The sequence below is a fragment of the uncultured Ruminococcus sp. genome (assembly GCF_937915125.1).
GTDB lineage: Bacteria > Bacillota > Clostridia > Oscillospirales > Ruminococcaceae > Ruminococcus_C.
This window is the reverse complement of record NZ_CALDMP010000070.1, coordinates 1-20,631: the sequence shown is the minus strand read 5'-3', so window position 1 is coordinate 20,631 and position 20,631 is coordinate 1. Positions and strand designations below refer to the sequence as shown.

Annotated in this window: 16 protein-coding genes and 3 tRNA genes; 10 read left to right on the top strand and 9 right to left on the bottom strand. The window is 50.4% G+C overall.

Annotated features, from left to right (window positions below):
• Positions 1-13: 13 nt before the first annotated feature.
• Together lgt and folD are read left to right on the top strand one after the other, a co-directional pair.
• Positions 14-1,123, top strand: a complete 1,110-nt coding sequence (lgt, locus tag Q0418_RS07040) for a prolipoprotein diacylglyceryl transferase (protein ID WP_298483433.1) — start codon at positions 14-16, stop codon at positions 1,121-1,123.
• 5 nt (positions 1,124-1,128) lie between these two features.
• On the top strand, positions 1,129-1,980 hold the full coding sequence (gene folD, locus Q0418_RS07035) for a bifunctional methylenetetrahydrofolate dehydrogenase/methenyltetrahydrofolate cyclohydrolase FolD (protein WP_298483432.1): 852 nt from the start codon (positions 1,129-1,131) through the stop codon (positions 1,978-1,980).
• A gap of 145 nt (positions 1,981-2,125) precedes the next feature.
• Here the strand turns inward: folD and Q0418_RS07030 are convergent, their stop codons facing one another.
• The 6 genes from Q0418_RS07030 to Q0418_RS07005 all read right to left on the bottom strand — a co-directional run bounded on the left by Q0418_RS07030 (position 2,126) and on the right by Q0418_RS07005 (position 9,410).
• Positions 2,126-3,013, bottom strand: a complete 888-nt coding sequence (locus Q0418_RS07030) for a carbohydrate ABC transporter permease (protein ID WP_298483431.1) — start codon at positions 3,011-3,013, stop codon at positions 2,126-2,128.
• On the bottom strand, positions 3,013-4,056 hold the full coding sequence (locus tag Q0418_RS07025) for a carbohydrate ABC transporter permease (RefSeq protein WP_298483430.1): 1,044 nt from the start codon (positions 4,054-4,056) through the stop codon (positions 3,013-3,015). Before Q0418_RS07025 ends, Q0418_RS07030 begins: the two co-directional genes overlap by 1 nt.
• A gap of 118 nt (positions 4,057-4,174) precedes the next feature.
• A complete protein-coding gene (locus tag Q0418_RS07020) occupies positions 4,175-5,668 on the bottom strand; it encodes a carbohydrate ABC transporter substrate-binding protein (protein ID WP_298483429.1) in 1,494 nt (497 codons plus the stop codon).
• Between the two features lie 344 nt (positions 5,669-6,012).
• Positions 6,013-6,804: a helix-hairpin-helix domain-containing protein gene (locus Q0418_RS07015; protein WP_298483428.1), complete on the bottom strand. Its 792-nt coding sequence runs from the start codon at positions 6,802-6,804 to the stop codon at positions 6,013-6,015.
• Between the two features lie 309 nt (positions 6,805-7,113).
• Positions 7,114-8,292 carry an NADP-dependent malic enzyme gene (locus Q0418_RS07010; protein WP_298483427.1) on the bottom strand — a complete coding sequence of 393 codons (1,179 nt, stop codon included), beginning with the start codon at positions 8,290-8,292 and terminating at the stop codon, positions 7,114-7,116.
• Between the two features lie 179 nt (positions 8,293-8,471).
• Positions 8,472-9,410, bottom strand: coding sequence for an L-lactate dehydrogenase (locus Q0418_RS07005; protein WP_367276244.1), 939 nt, complete (start codon positions 9,408-9,410; stop codon positions 8,472-8,474).
• 658 nt (positions 9,411-10,068) lie between these two features.
• Between Q0418_RS07005 and Q0418_RS07000 the strand changes: the two genes are divergently transcribed.
• Positions 10,069-12,246 carry a glycoside hydrolase family 9 protein gene (locus Q0418_RS07000; protein WP_298483425.1) on the top strand — a complete coding sequence of 726 codons (2,178 nt, stop codon included), beginning with the start codon at positions 10,069-10,071 and terminating at the stop codon, positions 12,244-12,246.
• Positions 12,247-12,327: 81 nt separating this feature from the next.
• Positions 12,328-13,656, top strand: coding sequence for a cation:proton antiporter (locus Q0418_RS06995; RefSeq protein WP_298483424.1), 1,329 nt, complete (start codon positions 12,328-12,330; stop codon positions 13,654-13,656).
• Positions 13,657-13,781: 125 nt separating this feature from the next.
• Here Q0418_RS06995 and Q0418_RS06990 read toward each other — a convergent pair whose 3' ends face one another.
• Together Q0418_RS06990 and Q0418_RS06985 are read right to left on the bottom strand one after the other, a co-directional pair.
• The gene (locus Q0418_RS06990; protein ID WP_298483423.1) at positions 13,782-14,966 is read right to left on the bottom strand and encodes a serine hydrolase; all 1,185 of its coding nucleotides are present in this window, start codon (positions 14,964-14,966) and stop codon (positions 13,782-13,784) included.
• A gap of 107 nt (positions 14,967-15,073) precedes the next feature.
• Positions 15,074-15,149, bottom strand: a tRNA-Lys gene (locus Q0418_RS06985).
• Positions 15,150-15,421: 272 nt separating this feature from the next.
• Here Q0418_RS06985 and Q0418_RS06980 point away from each other — a divergent pair.
• Positions 15,422-15,667: an AbrB/MazE/SpoVT family DNA-binding domain-containing protein gene (locus Q0418_RS06980; RefSeq protein WP_295215811.1), complete on the top strand. Its 246-nt coding sequence runs from the start codon at positions 15,422-15,424 to the stop codon at positions 15,665-15,667.
• Positions 15,668-15,906: 239 nt separating this feature from the next.
• Positions 15,907-15,983: transfer RNA gene (locus tag Q0418_RS06975), tRNA-Arg, on the top strand.
• 279 nt (positions 15,984-16,262) lie between these two features.
• Here Q0418_RS06975 and Q0418_RS06970 read toward each other — a convergent pair.
• Positions 16,263-16,349, bottom strand: a tRNA-Leu gene (locus Q0418_RS06970).
• Between the two features lie 77 nt (positions 16,350-16,426).
• Here Q0418_RS06970 and Q0418_RS06965 point away from each other — a divergent pair.
• From Q0418_RS06965 to Q0418_RS06950, 4 genes are all read left to right on the top strand, one after another.
• Complete coding sequence (locus Q0418_RS06965) at positions 16,427-17,449, top strand: DnaD domain protein (RefSeq protein ID WP_298483422.1); 1,023 nt, start codon at positions 16,427-16,429, stop codon at positions 17,447-17,449.
• Positions 17,450-17,460: 11 nt separating this feature from the next.
• Complete coding sequence (locus Q0418_RS06960) at positions 17,461-18,456, top strand: ATP-binding protein (protein WP_298483421.1); 996 nt, start codon at positions 17,461-17,463, stop codon at positions 18,454-18,456.
• Positions 18,457-18,547: 91 nt separating this feature from the next.
• Positions 18,548-19,315, top strand: a complete 768-nt coding sequence (locus Q0418_RS06955) for a DUF4190 domain-containing protein (protein WP_298483420.1) — start codon at positions 18,548-18,550, stop codon at positions 19,313-19,315.
• A 313-nt stretch (positions 19,316-19,628) separates the two neighbouring features.
• The gene (locus Q0418_RS06950) at positions 19,629-20,510 is read left to right on the top strand and encodes a LysR family transcriptional regulator (RefSeq protein WP_298483419.1); all 882 of its coding nucleotides are present in this window, start codon (positions 19,629-19,631) and stop codon (positions 20,508-20,510) included.
• Positions 20,511-20,631: the final 121 nt, after the last annotated feature.

Genomic DNA, 20,631 nt, shown 5'->3' with positions numbered 1-20,631 from the left:
CCTGCAATCACATATGGCAACAGAAACAATCGGCTCCCTGGACTATAACGAGATCGTATTCCCGAAGCTGGGTATTGATCTGCATCTGGACAGCACTGCCTTTGAGATCGGCGGTCTGTCCATCCAGTGGTACGGTATTCTCATCACCCTGGGATTGGTGCTCGCCCTGATCTATGCCTTTACCCAGGTGAAGCAATACGGTCTGCATCCGGAACGTTTTCTGGATGCAGTCATTGGCGGCATTATCGGCGGAATCGTGGGGGCACGTACCTACTATGTGCTCCTGAACTGGGATAATTACGCCGGCGATTGGAAAAGCATATTCAACCTGCGGGAAGGCGGTCTTGCCATTTATGGCGGTATTATCGGCGGATTGCTAGTGGGCTGTCTTGTGGCAAAGCTGCGCAAGGTACGCATTCTGCCTCTTCTGGACATTGCCGGCATCGGCTTTCTCCTGGGACAGGGCATTGGACGCTGGGGCAATTTTTTCAATCAGGAGGCGTTCGGCTGTAATACGGATAGCATTTTCGGCATGTCCGGCGGACGCATTCAGGACTGGATCACAAACAGCTATCCCTACACCTCTTATTACGCCAACTTCGGCACACAGCTGGATGCATCCCAGCCAGTCCATCCCTGCTTCCTGTATGAATCCATTTGGTGCCTGCTGGGCTTTGTGCTGCTGGCAATATTCGCAAAGAAAATCCGCCGCTATGACGGTCAGATTTTCCTGATCTATATTGGTTGGTACGGTCTGGAACGTGCCTTTGTGGAGGGACTTCGCACAGATAGCCTGGTTATCGGTAATATCCGTATTTCTCAGCTTCTGGCGATCCTCTGCGTAGTTGCATCCGTTGTGCTGCAAATTGTCATTGGTACAAAGGTAAAGCGAATGGGCTGCGACTACCATTTATATAAGGACACCAAGGAGTCCAAAATGCTTCTGGCAGAGCTGGAACAGGAAAAAGCCGTTTCCTCCAAGAAAGATACAACTGCTCTGGAATCAGAACCCACAGAGGACGCATCTGAAACATCCGATGCAGCAGAGGCATCTGCGGAAGAAACAGATGCAACTTACGAGAAACCCAATGAAACAGAAGAAAACAAACCGGAAAAGGAGTAAAGAACATGGGAAAAATTATTTCAGGCAAAGAAGTATCTGCTGCAATCCGACAGAAAATTCGTGAAGATGCACAGACACTGCGGGAAAACCACGGCATTCAGCCGGGTCTTGCGGTAATTCTGGTGGGAAACGACCCCGCATCGCAGATCTACGTTCGCAACAAGCAAAAGGCGTGCGAGGAAGTTGGCTTCCACGCATTCGAGTATCGTCTCAGCGAGAATTCCACAGAGGAACAGCTTCTGGATCTCATCGGCGTCCTCAACAAGGACAACAAAGTGCACGGCATTCTAGTACAGCTGCCCCTGCCGGATCACATTGATCCCCAGACTGTCATCAACACCATTTCCCCGGACAAGGATGTGGACGCATTCCACCCCATGAACGTGGGCAAAATCATGATCGGCGATTATGAATTCCTCCCCTGCACACCGGCTGGTGTCATGGAACTGATCGACAGTACAGGCGTGGAGATCAGTGGCAAGAACTGTGTTGTGGTCGGACGAAGCAATATTGTGGGGAAGCCCATGGCAATGCTGCTGTTACACCGCAATGCAACCGTAACCATCTGCCATTCCCGCACCAAAAATCTAGCAGAGATCTGCGCAAGCGCCGACATTCTGGTCAGCGCTGTGGGCAAGGCACATTTCATCAAGGCTGACATGGTCAAGGAAGGCGCTATGGTCATTGATGTTGGCATGAACCACGACGAAAACGGAAAACTCTGCGGCGATGTGGAATTTGCCGAAGTTGAACCGAAAACAAGCTACATTACACCTGTTCCCGGCGGTGTCGGACCCATGACAATCACCATGCTCATGAAAAACACCCTCCGTGCAGCAGAACTGAAACAGAAATAACCCCACAATACCATAAACAGACCCCCTGCCGAGCAAGCTTATACAAGTCCGGCAGGGGGTTATTTGTGATATATTCACAGAGAAAAAGAGCCGCTGCCCGAAGGCAACGACTCCTTTTAAAAACTACATCATAAAATGATAATCATTATTCCTTTACGCCGCCCAGTGCAACACCAGCAACGATGAATCTGGACAGAACCAGATAGATAGCGATAATCGGAATAACAGAGAGTGCTACGGCAGCATACTGTGCGCCCAGATCCGGGTGCTTATCCTGTCCCAGTACGCTCTGAATCATGATCGGCATTGTGAAACGCTTCTCATTGGAAATGATGATCATGTTCTGTGTATAGAAGTTGTTCCAGTTCTGAACAAATGCGAAGATCGCCTGTACTGCAATTGCCGGTTTACACATCGGAATTGCAATGGTCAGGAAGGTACGGAACTCGCCGCTTCCGTCAATACGGGCAGCTTCTACAATGTCCAGCGGGAAAGAAGACTTCATGTACTGTCTCATGTAGAATACAACAGCCGGAGCTGCAATTGCCGGAATGATCAGCGGGATGTAGCTGTTCGCCAGACCCAGTGTACCAACCATGAACTTTACGAAACCAGTAGATGTTACCTGGATCGGAATCATCATAACTGCCAGAATGAATGTATATGCGCCGTCACGAAGCTTGAAATCGTAAACAGTCAGACCATATGCAGTCAGAGCAGAGAAGAATACCGTCAGAATGGTGGAACCGCCTGCAATAATCAGGGAGTTTCTATAACCACGCCAAACATTAAAGTTCGGAGACTGTGGAAATTCACCGCCGGCAATATTCTTGATGTTGGTCAACAGATCGCCGCCCGGCAGAAACTGCAGCGGTTGTGCACGAAGTGCAGCATCCCCATGGGTTGCATTCATGATCATGATATACAGCGGAACCAGACAAATCAGTGTCAGCAAAACGCAGACAATGAAGCATCCAGCAGATTTCAGTCTCTGCACCAATATATAATTGTCTTTTACACCAACATTTTCCATTATGCGCCGAGACCTCCATTCTTCGCTAATTTCTGCTGTGCCTTATATTCCTTCACCAGAGCCTTGCGCTCTTTCTTCTTGCGATGCTCATCTTCATCACGGTTCATGCGGAATACCAGGATACCCAGTGCAGCGGTAATGATAAACAGGATTACCGAAGCAGCACCGGCAATACCGTAGTCCGGCTCGTGAATCTTTGCGCCAGAACGGAACTGTTCATAAACGAACACGGCAACTGTACGCAGATTTGCGTTGATCTTACCAGCACCTGTGTGATACAGATACGGAATATCGAACATCTGGAGACCACCGATCATGGAAGTGATCAATGTATAAACTACCATCGGACGCAGCAGAGGCAGAGTGACCTTGCGGAGCACCTGACCACTGGAAGCGCCGTCGATTGCAGCAGCTTCGAACAGAGACGGGTTAATACCCATGATACCAGACATCATCATGATCATGGTATTACCGAACCACATCCACGTCTGAATGAACATGACGATACCACGGCTCCAGATCGGAGATGCCTCGAATTTCACCGATGCGCTGTCGTTCAGCAGCAGCAGAGTGTTTGCAGCAGAAAGCTCACTGTTAGAAATAAAGCGCATGAACAGTGCTGCAACAGATACTGCGGTGATGATGTTCGGCAGATACATAACTACCTTGAAAAAGCCCACACCCGGGATATGCAGCTTCGAGTCTGTGAACCATACTGCCAGCAGCAGAGACAGGAGGATCTGGGGAATAAAGTTACCTACCCACAGAATGACGGTGTTCTTGAACGAAGTCAGGAACAGATCCTGCATTGCCTTGGCACGACGGCCCATGCCTTCACCGGAACCAAACAAGATCGTTGCATAGTTATCGAATCCGACGAAGTTGCCTGCGTCACTGCCGTTTCCCTGAAAGCTCAGGATAAACGTCTGGATCAGCGGCCAGACCTGGAAGAAACAATACACGAGAAAGAACGGGGCAATGAACATGTAACCATACTTGGCGTAGCTAATCGATTTAATACGACGTTGTGCAGCTGATGCCATTTGCACACACCCTTTCAAAAATTCAATAGAATAGTAAGAGATAAACATACGCCTATAGGACGCAATCATCCTATAGGCAGCATGTTTTTATAGAGTGAAATCAGAAATAAGTATGAGCTTATTCTACAGTGATCTCAGTTACGTCAGCAGCAACAGCATCCAGGAATGCGTTCATGCAGTCATCCTCAGAAGCGGTTACGCCGTTGCAGTAATCCTGTACAGCATTCTGCAGGTCAGTGTTGATCTTTGCATCATACTGAGTAGCGATGCTCATGTCGATCTTGTCAGCAGAGCCGAACAGGATCTGGAACTGATCCTGGCCACCGAACAGCGGGTTGCTGTTTGTGCCAGCAGCAGTTGTAGCAGCCATAACGCCCTTGTTGTTTACGAAGTCGCCGCGAACGTCTACATACTTCTGCATTGCATCAGCATCAGCAGTCATAGTGTAGATGAACTGACCAGCCTCGGTAGCGTTATCAGTCTTCGGATATACGCAGATCCATGTGCCGCCCCAGAACCAAGATGTCGGGCCTTCGCACAGTGCATACTTACCATATGTGGAGCCGCCTTCGCCGCCCTGAGCCTGTTCCAGAGAACCGCCTGCTGCGATTGCCCATGTCGGGAAGAAGAAGCCGAAGGTCTTGTTAGCCTGAGCGCCGTCAGACTGACCCTGCGGGAGCCAGTCGTCAGTCCACTGAGTTGCACCAGAGATGTAACCCTTGTCATAGTTCTCCTTCGCCATGGAGAAGAAGTCACCTACAGAAGACGGATCCAGCTTGCCATCCTTTACCCAGGAAGCAGTTCTGTTACCGTTGGAGTATGCTCTCCAAACGCCGCCCAGAGAGTCAGCCATAGCAGTGGTGTTGCCAGACTTCTCATATACGGTAGCTGCAGTTGCCCAGAAGTCATCCCAGCTGCCGATCTGTGCCTGCATATCTTCCGGAGTAGTTACACCCAGGTACTCTTCAGCCAGGTCAGCTCTGTATGCATAGCCGCCTGCTGCAGCCTGCCAAGAAGCACCCTTCAGGACGCCGTTCTTGTCCTTGCCCATGGCTACAGTGTAGCCATAAGCATTTGCATACATGTCTTCAGAGATACCTACTGCAGACAGCGGAGCAGAATACTCATCGTTGTTCTGATAAGCCATGTTCCAGTCAGCGTCGCAGAAGTACAGGTCAACGTCGTCGCCAGACAGGAATACCTGTGCGTACTGTTCGTTAGCCTCAGTACCGTTAGAACCAACGTTCTTGTAGTTGATCATGCTCTTGTCCATGCCGGTTGCATCAGCAACGATGTCGTACATGTACTGCAGGTCATCTTCGTTCCAGCACAGGATTGTCAGCTTGTCGCCGCCGTCCTTCAGGGAGCCGTCCGGTGCACCCAGAGCCGGGATCTCAACGTTCTCATAGCCAGCAGCAGACTCAGAAGACTCTTCAGCCTCCTCAGAAGACTCCTCGCCGCCCTCTTCTTCGCTGCTCTCTTCTGCATCAGCAGAGCTCTCAGCCTGAGAAGAAGACTCAGAAGAGCTGCTTTCGTCGCCACAGCCTACGAATGCAGTTGCAGTCATAGCCAGGGCAGCCATCAAAGCCAGTGTTCTTTTCAACTTGTTCATTGGAATTTTCCTCCTTAAATATATATATTACACTGCTCTGCCGATTAGCACACCAGTGTAATAAGCAAATGTAATACGGACAGCGCATGTCCAACGCCGCACTGTCTTTCGTTGATATTCCCTGTAAAAATGCACAAATCGGGCATAGGGAACATTTCCTGTGATAAGCTTAATATACAACAATTCGCAACGAATGTCAATGGCTTATACCGTTCTTTCATTTTTTTCGGTTGAACTGCATAATAATATCATCATTTTTTTGTGCAGATTAACGATAATTTCTAAGGTTTCCGGGAAAGGTTACAAAATGGTTAAATCCCTGATATATCCGGAAAAGTGCACACTTACTTGCTTTCTGAACATGTGATTTGTATATAATCACGAATCCGGTTGAAATATGTCTCTGTCATACCATCCAGATAGAGCAGTTCATATACAGATGTATAGCCCTGAAGCTCGCTGCGGAATGCCAGAATAGCATCTGCAAGCTCCGGCGTCATGTCCGGCAAGCCAAGCAATTCCTCTTTTGTTGCTGTATTCAGATCAACCGTCAGGATCTCCGTGGACTGCACTGTTTCAGCAGGCATTTCCGCAGGAGACTCTACTTCCGGCGCTTCCGATTCCTCCGGTTCTCCGTTGGATTCCGGAATGGAAACGAATTCATTTTCCACATAGACCATATCATAGATCTGCGACAAGGTTTTTTCACCCACGCCGTCCACTTCCAGCAATTGCTCCCGATTGGTAAAATTACCAATCGAAGCACGGTATGCTATGATCCGTTCTGCCAGCACTTTGCCGATACCCGGCAGCTGTTCCAATTCTTCAGCAGATGCTTCATTCAGTTCCAGTGGAAAGGACACCCTTTCTTCCATGGTCGTCTGCTTTGACCCGGCCGTGGTCTGAGGTGCTGTGCGCTCTGATGCAGCGGTGACAGTTTCAACCGTACTGGTCGTGTCAGATACCGCCGAAAATGCCGAAGCAGTCGCAGTGACTGCCTCCATCCGCCGGGGCGCCGTTTCCGTTTTTTCACGAGAAAGATATCCTGCGCCCTGCCAGCCGATGATGCCAATTGCACCCAAAAGCAATCCTGCACCCAGGATTCTCATGAGCCAGTCCCGTCGCTTCTGTTTCATAGCATCCTTCCAAACTGAATTTTTCTGCCACTTGTTATTTTAGCACTTTTTTCATCCATTTGCAAGTCTTTTCCCACTTTCTTTCAATTCTCAGCAGTTTTTAAAAAAATGAATTGCAGCACCGGGGTTTGGCTTTCGATTTCTTTGTGAACGCATGCCATGATATTGCATTTCATAAAAAAGCAGGGAATCTGATGGTTCCCTGCTTCGTTTCGTTGATTTATTGTAGAGCACCTCTAAATACCCCGAATCCGTCCGATGCGCCACAGATGGCGGGTGAGGAAGTTTTTAGAGGTGACCTGTACTTATTTAAAGACGTGCTACGCCGGTATCCCGTGCAGCCTGTGCCACAGCCTTTGCCACTGCTGCACCGACGCCATCCTCCAGAGGACTGGGGATAATATAATCTGCTGCCAGCTTGTCTGCCGGTACAAAGTCAGCAATTGCCTTTGCAGCTGCGATCTTCATTGCATCGTTGATGTCACTTGCACGAACATCCAGTGCACCACGGAAAATGCCAGGAAACGCCAGAACGTTGTTGATCTGGTTAGGGAAGTCGCTGCGTCCTGTGCCCATGACAGCTGCGCCGGCTTCCAGTGCCTCTTCCGGCATGATCTCCGGTGTGGGGTTTGCCATAGCGAAAATAATAGGATCTTTCGCCATAGTCTTGACCATATCCGCTGTTACGCAGCCCGGTGCAGATACGCCGATAAAGACATCTGCGCCCACGAGCATTTCCGCCAGTGTACCTTTTTTATGTCCGCTGTTGGTGATCGCCGCCATTTCTTCCTTCTGGGGATTGAGATCTTCACGGCCCTCATAGATGGCACCGTGACGGTCACAGAGAACTACGTGATGAGGATCCAGACCCATTGCAATGAGCAAACGGATAATGGCAATGCCGGCAGCGCCTGCACCGCTGGTAACCACCTTGATCTCGTGGATATCCTTTCCGGTGAGCTTCAGGGCATTGAGCATTGCTGCCAGTGTGACAACAGCAGTACCGTGCTGGTCGTCATGGAAAATAGGAATATCACAGCATTCTTTCAGCCGGCGTTCAATTTCAAAGCAGCGAGGTGCAGAGATATCTTCTAGATTCACGCCGCCAAAGCTTCCGGCGAGAAGGCGGACGGTATTGACGATATCGTCCACATCCTTTGAACGGACACAGAGGGGAATGGCGTCAACATCGCCGAATTTCTTGAAGAGAGCGCACTTGCCTTCCATAACAGGCATACCAGCCTCCGGACCGATGTCACCCAGACCCAATACAGCTGTGCCGTCAGTAATAACAGCCACCAGATTGCCCCGACGTGTCAGATCATAGCTCTTCAAAACATCTTTCTGAATCTCCAGGCAGGGCTGGGCAACGCCCGGCGTATATGCCAGAGAAAGATCATCGGCTGTCTCAAGGGGTGCACGAAGAGTCACTTCTACCTTTCCCTGCCACTCATAGTGCAGTTTCAGGGATTCTGCTGCATAATCCATAATTATTACAATTCCTTTCCATCACAAGCAATTCGAAGATCCGGGATAAAATCGTGTTTACCCGGAAAACCACCGGAGCATTGTTTTACACAAACTTCTCCGGTGGTTTCAATTTTAGGCAATACCGTACAAAGCCGCTAGGCGCTCTTTGTGCGGTATTGCCTTTATTCAATCGGCGATCAAAGCGCCATTTCATCAATGACAGCACGGAGCGCAGCACCGCTCTTCTGGAAACGTGCAATCTCATCTTCAATCATAGGCGGCTTGATCTTGCGTTCCACGCCGTTTGCACCGATCACGCACGGCAGGCTCAGGCAGACATCCTTTACGTCAAAGTTGGAGCCATCCTGCAATGTAGATACTGTCAGAACTGCCTTAGTATCACGCAGAACTGCTTCTGTGATCTGGCTTACGGACAGTGCAATCGCATAATAGGTAGCACCCTTGCACTTGATCACTTCAGCGCCGCCGTCACGGACTTCCTGTTCAATGGCATCCTTGTCACCCAGATCTTCCACATTTGCACAATATTCATCAAACTTCATGCCTGCAATGCTGGACAGAGACCACGGAACCATAGAGGAATCGCCGTGTTCGCCGAATACATATGCATGGATATTCTTGATGTTCAGACCGGCATGTTCTGCCAGGCATGTACGCAGACGAGAGGAATCCAGAACTGTACCGGAACCGAATACCTGGTTCGGGCTGAGACCGGATACACGAATTGCCTCATAGGTCAGCACGTCAACCGGATTGCTGACGATGAGATAACATGCATGGGGTGCATACTTCACGATCTCCGGCATTACAGAAGCCATGATCTTTGCATTGGTCTTGCACAGGTCGATACGGGTCTGACCCGGCTTTCTGGCAATACCAACGGTAATGATGACCATATCAGAATCCACAGCATCTGCATAGTCACCGTCATATACGTCACAGGTCGGGCAGAATGCATTACCCTGCATAATGTCCATTGCTTCGCCCTTTGCCTTCGGCTTATTGATATCCACGAGCAGCAGTTCTGAGCAGAGTCCCTTGATTGCCAAAGCAAATGCGATAGAAGCACCCACATTGCCGGCGCCCAGAACGGTTACTTTTTTTCCTTTTTTCAGTTTCTTTTCCATTATCCGTATTCCTCCTAACATTTTGGAAGCACTGACGTTTCTGCCCGATCAACCAGCTGAATCCGTCGGGCGCATCCTGTCTCAGATCCCGCAGTTCGTTCACGAAATCCATGATGCAGGCAAGTGAAAGTACACTCCGCAGAGCACTTCTGCCGCCGCCCGCATACACAAGTTTATTATAACACGGAACACAAAAATTTGCAAGTTCCAATGCGGCATTTTATATTTTTTGTCACTTCATACAGAATTCCCTTGTGATATGCATGCAAACTCAACAAAAGCCGGTGCGCCGCATGTCCCTAATCTGATTCTGTCTGCCGTTTTTCTGCTCTGGTTGATACGGAAATACATATCTATGGCAATACCGCACAAAGATTGCACGTTAGATGCGCCGTCAGATTTTTCGTCATATGAAACAAAAAGCGCAGTGAATACTTTGTGTATTCACGAGCATTTTTGTAAAATATGACGGAAAATATGCAAGCATATGACGTGCAAAGCTGATAGGCAGTCTTTGTGCGGTGTTGCCCTATGTGATATTTTGATGAAAACCGCTTGACAATGGGGTGAAAACGTGCCATAATATAAAGGATATGGGCATTCTGAGAACATCAGTACTGCCAAACTAACGAAAGGATGATGCAAAATGCGGAAACGAAATCGACTGACCGCCTGTCTCCTGGCTGGCTGTATCAGCGCAGGTGCAATTGCCCTGCCGCAGACGGTTTCCGGTGCGGAATTTTCTGCTAATTATGCAGAAGCGCTGCAAAAGTCCCTGTACTTTTATGAGTGCCAGCAGGCAGGACCGCTCCCGGACTGGAACCGCGTGGAATGGCGCGCGGATTCCACTGTCACGGACTATGTCACCGGCGGCTGGTATGATGCCGGCGACCATGTAAAGTTCAACCTGCCCATGGCATATTCCGCCTCCATGCTGGCATGGGGACTCTATCAGTACCCGGAAGGGCTGGAACAAACCGGTCAGATGGAGACTTATGTGAACAATCTGACCTTTGTTCTGGACTATCTGGCTGCCTGCGACGAAGGCGACACCGTGGTATACCAGGTGGGAAACGGACAGATGGACCACACCTGGTGGGGACCCGTAGAACTGTTGGAATACGGCATGAAGGACAATGGTGCTGACTATGAAAAGGCACGTGCCGTTCTGAAAGGCACCAGCTCTGCGGTATGCGGCGAAATGGCAGCCGCATTGGCAGCAGGTGCCGCCGCACTGAAAGGCAGATCTGACAAGACAGACGAATATCTGGAGCATGCAGAGAACATCTTTCAGATCGCAGACACAACCAAAAGCGATGACGAATACAACGACAGCGATGCAAGCGGTTTCTATCGTTCCTCTCACTTCTATGATGAGCTGTTTTATGCCGCAAACTGGCTCTACATTGCCACCGGCGAACAGTCCTATCTGGACAAGGCAGCTTCCTATATCCCCAACCTGGGAACAGAACTCGGTTCCGATGAACTGAAATATTCCTGGGGCATGTGCTGGGACGATGTCATGCAGGGTGGTCTGCTTCTCTATGCCATCAATACCAACGACAGCTTCTACATCAGCCGGGTGCAGAAGCATCTGGACTACTGGACGGATTCTGTGGCAACGCTGGACGGCGGCGGAAAATGGCTCACCACCTGGGGCTGTCTGCGCTATGCCACTACTGCCGGATTCCTGGCAAGTGTGGCGTGCGATACCGTCCTGAACGGCACCAACACTGACAAGTATCAGCAATTCTATGAGGATCAGATCAACTACTGCCTGGGCAACAACCCGGACAACCAGAGCTTTGTGGTGGGCTATGGCGAGAATTCCCCGAAAAATCCCCACCACAGAACAGCCCATGGTTCCTGGAAAAATGCCCTGGATACACCGGATACCAACCGGCACATTCTCTACGGCGCACTGGTCGGCGGACCCACCCAGGACGGCTCCTATGAGGACGACCGGCAGAACTTCATCAACAACGAGGTAGCCTGCGACTACAACGCCGGATTCACTGCCCTGCTGTGCAAAATGACAGCTGCCTACGGCGGCAAAACCGACCCCGATTTCCCAGAGCCGGAAACACGGGACAAGGAATTCTACGTGGAGACAAAGCTGACTGAAGCGTCCGGCGGTGTGACCCTGAGCTTCAAGTTCACCAACCACTCCGCATGGCCGGCACGGATCGAGGACAACATGTCCTACCGTTATTATATGGATCTCTCCGAGGTCATCAATGCCGGCTATCAGCCCACAGATATCGTCATGCGTGTAGACCGGGATCAGGCAAAAATGTATGACGGCTATACACCGGTGCAGATCTCAGAAGTCCAGCACTATCAGGATAACATTTATTATATTGAGGTTACCTACGCTGACGGCCGTGTGGCAATGCCTATTTCTGAGGGGCAGCACCAGTGCGAGCTGATGCTGGCGCTGGTGTTCCCGGACTATCAGAGCGGATGGGATGCCACAAACGACTATTCCAATGAAGATCTGCTGAAAACGCCGGAGGAATATGTGATCTCCGACAAGATCCCAGTATACCAGAACGGTGTGCTCATTTCCGGCGTGGAACCCGACGGCACTGCCGCCACCCAACCGCCGGCAGTGACAACAACCTCCACGACAGAGGAAAGCGGTGTATTGCTGGGCGATGTGAACGCGGACAACAGCGTGAAAACGAGCGATCTGGTACTGCTGGTGCGCTATCTGGTAGGCGATGCCCAGTTGTCCAGGCAGGGATACGCCAACGCAGACGTGTGTCTGGATCAGAAGGTCAACGGACTGGATGCGGCGCGGCTGCGGCAGATCCTTTCCTGATACCACATATCAATAGTAACGGGACAGCTTGCCTCTCAGACAGAATACTTTGAATTTTGAGAAAAAGGGAGATAGATTCTTATGGGATTGAAAGAGTTCTTGTTCAACAATGATTATTCTTTCTTACTGCAAATTGCGATCATTCTTTTGGCAACAAAACTGCTTGGACTGCTGACAAAGCGTATCAGCCTGCCCCAGGTAGTCGGTGCACTGGCTGCTGGTATCATCTTAGGACCCATGGTGCTGAACGTTGTGGAGCGAAACGATCTGATCGTCAGCCTGGCGGAACTGGGTGTTATTGTCCTCATGTTCAGTGCCGGTCTGGAAACAGATATCCAGGAGCTGAAAAAGGCAGGACTTGCCTCTTTTGTCATTGCGCTTCTGGGCGTTGTTGTTCCCCTGGTGGGCGGATTTATTCTGGCAGATATCTACAACACCGAACAGAATCCGGAGATGGCAGCCCTGTTCTGGCAGAACATCTTCATCGGCGTTGTCCTGACAGCAACCTCTGTCAGCATCACCGTAGAGACCCTGAAAGAACTGGGGGCTCTGAGTTCCCGTGCCGGAAATGCCATTCTGGGTGCCGCCGTCATCGACGACATCCTGGGTATCGTTGCCCTGACCGTTGTAATCAGCCTGGGCGGTAAAAAATCCGGCGACGGCGAAGCGGAAAAGACCTTCGGCTCCCTGCTGGTGGGCGATGGCGTCTTTGCCGTGATCATCAACATTCTGGCATTCTTCATCGTGGCGATCGGCGCAGCCATCCTGTACCACTACTTCTTCAAGAAATGGCGGGAATCCAGCAATGAAAACCTGCGCCGCCACAACATCGTAACGTTTGTATTCTGTCTGCTGCTCTCCTTTGTGGCTGAGATCCTCTTCGGCGTGGCAGATATCACCGGCGCATTTGTTGCCGGTCTGGCAGTTTCGGGTCTGAAGAAAAACGAGTATGTGGTCAACCGCTTCAATACCCTGTCCTACATGCTGCTCTCCCCCATCTTCTTCGCCAACATCGGTCTTGCCATGACCCTGGACGGACTGACCGGAAAACTCATTGTCTTTATGCTGATGCTCATGCTGGTTGCCGTTGCAACAAAGGTCGTAGGCTGCGGTGTCGGTGCAAAGATCATGCGGTATACCACAAAGGAGAGTTTGCAAATTGGTATCGGTATGATCTCCCGTGGCGAGGTTGCCCTGATCGTGGCAAACAAGGGTGCTTCTGTGGGGCTTATGAGCGAAAAATTCATGACACCACTGGTCATTATGGTAGTATTCACCACCATCATCACGCCAATTCTGCTGAAATTTGTATTCCCCAAGAAAAAATCCGGCAATAACAGCGATACAGCTTCGCCGGACACTATCGGTCTGGAGAAATGCGGCATTGATGCAGGACTGGAAGAGACCTGATAACGCTATGATATAAAAAAGCTGTTGCAATTAGTCAGAATCACGAGGATATGCATATCCATTTGTTTATGTGATTCTGCTGTATCTGCAACAGCCTTTTTTCTATTCCAGTTCTTTACGGTATTTTACGAGAGACAGCCAAAGACTGCTGTTCTCAGACGCCGCACAATATCGCTGGTACTGCCGCCGCAGACCTGAATGAGATAGATCAGCACCGTCTGATCTTCCGGCGACACGCAGAAATAGGGACCCGTCCAGCCGTCCCAGCCGAATTCCCCTGCCGGGACATTGGTCATACACGCAAGAGGATCTTCCAGCACACGGAACAGATTGCCGTAAGTATAACCCACCAGCTGCGACCAATCCAGACCGACCTTCTGGGCACTGTTCAGCTGGGGCGTGATCATATAGCGCCAGGTATGCTCTCCCATGAGGCGGGTACCGCTGGCGGCATGGAATCCCTTTCCGGCAAGCATATTGGCAAACTGGGCATAATCCTGCAAGCTGGAGATCAGCCCGGCACCGCCGGAGAAAAATGCCGGTCGTTTCCGGTAATCCGTCATGCCCAGATGGGGATCTGGCTCCACCTTCAACCCGCCATTCTCATTGTCCCACGCATACAGCTGTGCCAGACGGGAGCGCTTTTCCGACGGCACATAGAAGTCTGTATCCGTCATGCCCAGGGGACGGAAGATCAGATCCCGATACAGCGCATCCAGAGGCTTGTCTGCTGCCCGTTCCAGCACTGCCCCCAGTACATCTGCGGAAGCACCGTATGCCCACTTTGTCCCCGGCTGGAACATAAGCGGCACATCCCTTCCCACACGCATAGCAAATTCCTGGGTATCCACCGGATGCTCCGTAGAAAGCCGCTGGTCGATCTCGCCGTAAAATTCGCCCATTTTCTGCTGGGACAAGGACCAGCAGTCCGGATACGGAATACCAGACGTCATATTCAGCAAGTCCTGGATAGTGATATCCCGGTTCGCCGGAACCAGTTCGCCGTCCTGATCCACCTGCTTGTCCCGGAATGTGGGAATATACCACCAGACAGGATCGCTTAGTTCCAGAACTCCCTGTTCCCAGAGCATCATGGCGGCAACGGCTGTCACCGGTTTTGTCATGGAAAAGATCCGGAACAGCGCATCGGTCTGCATGGCACGCCCGGTCTCCTTGTCGGCAACGCCGCAGGCATCGAAGAACAGTTCCTTCTGGTTCTGATAAATGCCCACGCAGGCTCCAGGGATTTTTCCTTCCTGAATCCCACGTTCCAGAATGGACTGCACACGGCGGCAGAGTTCTGTATTCATATGAATCAACCTTTCTCCAGAGCATGACTCCATCGTTCCGGGCACACTCTGTACTTGCATAGATAAAACAAAAAATCCGTATCACAAAGTTCATGATACGGATCTTTTGGTGAGATATGAGGGATTTGAACCCTCGACCCTACGCTTAAAAGGCGTATGCTCTGCCAACTGAGCTAATATCTCATTTTGATGTATGCCACAAGCAACGTACATCATTATAGCACATTTTATCCGGTTTGTCAAGCACTTTTTTTGGAGTTCTGGATTTTTGCCATAAGAATAATTTATCGTTCCATAAGTTTAATTGATATTGTGAAAAAAACAATTCTACGGATTGACAGAATTCGCCAAACACTGTATAATTGAGATTATGGAGCGACTCAAAAAATGTGTCGGTTCATTACCAAAATACCGTTTGCTTTGGAAAAAGGCAGACAGAAAGGAAGAGAACGAACATGAAAGATTCAGGAATTATGCGCCGTGTCGACAGTCTCGGAAGATTTGTTCTGCCGAAAGAACTGCGTCGTCAGCTTCAGATAGAATGCAACGATTATCTGCAGATCTATACCGAAGGAGAAAAGATCATCATCCAGAAGGCACAGTGCAGCTGTGCACTTTGTTCCCGTACAGACGATCTCATCGACTTCAACGATAAGAAGGTCTGCAAGTCCTGCATTGGTCTGATCAAAGATTACTTATAATCCAATGAGAACACTGTCGGACGGTCTTGATCTGACAAGAAAAAGTACTCCGGTTTTTTCGATCCCGGAGTATTTTTTTGCGAAGCCAACCTTTTCGGCAGTGAAAATGTACGCAGTTTCGCTGTATTTCCCCGATTCTCAAAAAAATCAAAAAAATTTGAAAAAAGGGGTTGACAAGCCCGAGAGAATGTGCTATAATAAATAACGTTGTGAGAGACAACAGTCAGAAAATGAAACATGTGCCCATAGCTCAGCTGGATAGAGTGACTGGCTACGAACCAGTAGGTCGGGGGTTCGAATCCCTCTGGGCACGCCAAGTATTTCTTTTGAAGTACGGAAATTTCACCCGTGTTACAATTTGTAGCATGGGCTTTTTTTCTACCCTCTGTTCTGGATGGGGCGTTTGGCGCATAGAATGGATGGGTGCGCTGTGATAAACTATGCGGACGCTGTCCCTGGACTCTGCCAGCATTTTTGAAAAATTGCCGGATCAAAAAACTTCATTGCCAGGCTGCCTTTCTGAGGACGGAAGAAAACATCCGGAACAACAAGAAAACCGCCAACGCAGTTTTGCATTGACGGTTTCGGATCAATATGGTGCCGACAGTGGGACTTGAACCCACACGCCATCGCTGGCAACGGATTTTGAGTCCGTCTCGTCTGCCAATTCCGACATGTCGGCGACAATGATTATTGTACCATAACTTTTGTGCGTTGTCAAGCCTTTTTTCGCATTTTTTTCGCAAGGAGGAAATTTTTGTGGATCTGACTGTACATACAACCGGATTCGGACAGATGTTCGGTGTGCCGAATGCCGTGGTGGATCAATATTTAAAGCTGGCTACGCCGTCGCAGCTGAAAGTACTGCTGTATCTGCTCCGCCACAACCGCCAGACCGTGGATCAGCGTGAGATTTCAGAAGCACTATCCATCTCCGAGGAACTGGTGGAAGAAGCACTGCTATTCTGGACGCAGACCGATCTGTTTGCCGTATCCGAACCGGATTCGCCCCGGCAGCAGGTCTCCCAACCACAACCCCAAACTGTTCCGGCGCAGCCTGCTGTCCCGACAGCAGAACCGGCACCGAAGCCGGCATCCCGTTCCGGTCACGCTGTAGTATTATCCAGCGCCAAAAGCGGTGAACTCAGCCCGGCAGAAATTGCCGCAGCCCTGGAGGCATCCAAGGATCTCAAGACCCTGTTTCAGCTGTCGGAACAACAGCTGGGCAGACCCTTACGCCACATTGAACAGAAAGCCCTCATCTGGATGCATGACTACAACAACATCGGCAGCGACATCATTCTGACTGTTCTACTATACTGCAAATCCATTGACAAATCCAGCGTTTCCTATGCGGAATCCATTATCACCGCCTGGTGGAACGAGGGCATCCAGACTCTGTCCCAGGTCAACGCTGCGATCAACGACATGGAACACCGCCGGAGCTTCACCGGGCATATCCAGAAGGCATTTGAAATGAACCGGAAGCCTACCCCGAAGCAGCAGGAATTCATTGACCAGTGGCAGGACAAACAGGTGCCCATGGAGCTGATCACCTACGCCTATGAAAAGACTCTGGAGGGCATCGACAAACTATCCTTCCCCTATATCAATAGTGTACTTATGCGCTGGATGGAAGCGGGCTATCGCACCCGGACGGATGTGGACACCAAGGATCATCCCACGCCCCAGGATAACCGGAAACAAGTCCGCGGAAAACAGATTCCGGAGAGCGACAACGCCCAGGCGTATAAGTCCTTTGTCTATAATTTGGATGAGTGAGGAGCAGAATCATGAAAGAGGAACATTTGGAGCACGCCATGCAAATCGTTTCCGCCAGACGGAACGCTGCTATGACCCAGAACCGGGAGCGCATCCAGGAGATCGAACAGCGCATTCCCGAAGTGGTGGAGATCAACCGCCAGCTGTTCCGGACAAGCCAGGATCTCATGCAGATCATACGCAGAGGCGACGATACCCAAAAAAAGGTGGAGGCACTGCGTCAGCAGAACCAACAGGCACAGCAGATGATCCGCCAGCTTCTGGTACAGTACGGCTATCCGGAGGACTATCTGGACATGCACTATACCTGTGAAAAATGCCAGGACACCGGCTATGCCAACGGTACCTTTTGTAGCTGTCTCACGGAACTTTCCGGAAAGCTGGCAGTGCAGGAGCTGAACAAGAGCGTACAGTTTGAACAGTGCAGCTTCTCCACCTTTTCCCTGTCCTATTACAGCGGACAGCACACCGAAAACGGCATGAGCTGCTATACGGCAATGGAACGCGTCCTGTTCTTCTGCCAGGAATATGCCAGCCATTTTTCTCTGGATTCCCCCAGCATTCTCATGTTCGGCAAAACCGGACTGGGAAAGACCCACCTTTCCCTTGCCATCGCCAACGAAGTGCTGAAAAAAGGCTTCAGCGTCCTCTATGATTCCGTCATCAACTTCCTGCGCCAGGTGGAAAAGGAACATTTCGGCAGAGAAGAACGGGGCACAGATACCCTGGAGCTTTTGCTCTCCTGCGATCTGCTGATCCTGGATGATCTGGGCACAGAGTTCCGGTCGCAGTTCTACCAGTCGGCAGTGTATAACATCATCAACACCCGGATGAACCGGAACAAGCCTACCATTATCAGCACCAACATGGACTATGACGGTATCTCCTACCACTATGACGAGCGCATTACATCCCGGATCTTCACCACGTACACCTGCCTGCAATTTGTGGGTACAGATGTGCGTGTACTGAAAAAACAGGCACAGCAGAAGAACAACAGAATTTGACAAAAGTGTTGTCTTATGGTATAATAAAACTATCTTAAAAACGATATATCTGTATGAGAGCCACATACATCTACGAACGGAGGAATGATTCATGATCACCTGTGAAACCTGCGGCGAGCTGTTGCCCGAGGGCACCCAGTTCTGCTCCAACTGCGGCACACCGCTGTCCAATACATCATCACCGGAACCGGATGCCATCGACACACCCATGCCGGATATCGCAGACAGTATCCCGGCAGAACCGGTTTCTGCAACCACACCGGAGTCCCCTGCCCAGAGTCCCGTACAGCCGACAGCATCTGGTTCGGCATCTTTCGGCACATCCCAGCCGGCATCTCATGAAGCATACAATCCCTATGCCATGCCGGAAGCCTCTGCACAGAATCCCTATGCACAGACGGCTTATCTCAATCAGCCCCAGTCTGTACCCCAGCAAGCTTACAGCCAGCAGCAGTACGGACAGACTTCCTATGGACAGAATCCTTATCAGCAGTCCTATGGACAGCAAACCTATGGGCAGCCTGGCTATGGGCAGAATCCCTATACACAGTACCCCCAGAATTATTACCAGAAAACAGACGGCAAGAGCGTGGCAGGTCTGATCCTCGGTATCATTTCCATTCTCTCCACCTGTACTTACGGCGCCGGCATTATCTTCGGCATTGCAGGTCTGGTTTTTTCTGTCCTTGCCCGGAAAGATGCAAAGAGCAAGCCGGAATTCTCCGGCAGCAGCAACAACAGCATGGCGAATGCTGGTATGATCTGCTCTATTATCGGCATTGTGCTCTCCGTGCTCATCATCTTGTGTCTCATACTTGCCATGGTGATGGAAATCGCATCAGACGAGTATTATTATTGATAAGGCAATACCGCATAAAGATTGTACGTCATATGCGCAGTCAGATTTTTTGTGAAATATGACAGAAAATCTGCAAGCAGATGATGTGCAAAGCCGTCAGGCGCTCTTTGTGCGGTGTTGCCATAAAACTATGGGCTGTTTGAAGAACAGTCAAATCCTGGGTTACGGGTCGATGCGGACATCGACCCCTACAAAAGGTCGCACAATTTGTGGTGATTTGTAGGGTGCGATGCCCACATCGCACCGTTTTTCTGCTGGATTCTGACTGTCTCCAACAGCCTCTTTTTTTCAATGTAGGGTTAGGAGGTTTGAAATGGAATTATTGCAACTGGAATACTTTTATGCCGTTGCCAAAAACCAGCATGTGACCCGTACTGCGGAGCAGCTGCACATTGCCCAGCCGTCTCTGACCCAGAGCATCCGGCGGTTGGAGAAAGAACTGGGTGTGCCCCTGTTTTATCACAACGGCAGAAACATTGTTCTGACGGAATATGGCGTCTATCTCCGGGATGCTCTGACGCCCATTCTGGAAAGCCTGCACCATATCCCGGAGTCCATTCAGGAACTGGCGCAGATTCGGAAAAGAACCATCCGGCTCAATGTGCTGGCGGCTTCTACCCTGGTGACCCATGCGCTGATCTCCTACAAAAAGCAGCACAGCGGTCTGAATTTCCGGCTCATCCAGAATTCTCAGTGCGAGGATGCCGACATCACTATTTTTACCCGGGCATTTTTTCAGGAACCGTCAGATTCCAAGGAACGCTATCAGATCTTTACGGAACGCATCTTTCTGGCAGTGCCCCAGAATTCCCCGTATGCCCACTGCACCAGCGTTATGCTGAAAAATTTTGCCCAGCAGGATTTCATCAGCCTGTCCGGTTCCCGGAGCATCCGCACCATCTGCGACCGCTATTGCCTCCACGCCGGATTTATCCCCAACATCATCTATGAGAGCGACAGCCCCGACACGGTGAAAAATCTCATTGCCGGCGGTCTTGGGGTGGGATTCTGGCCACACTACACTTGGGGACAGGCGGATATGGAACAGATCCAGCTGCTGCCCATTGCAGAGCCTGTCTGCCAGAGAGATATCATCATCCAGCTGCACCGCCATGCCATGGAACAGGAAGAGGTCGTCAGCTTTTTTGAATTCCTGAGCCAGTATTTGCAGAATCTGAAACAGCATCCGGTTTGAAGATGATATCCGCCCCTACAGTGGGATTTCGTCATGTGCGGAAACGACATACCGTGACCGCAAATATTCTTATGGGCATCTCTAAAAACCCCGAATCCGTCAGATGTGGTGCAGATTTGCG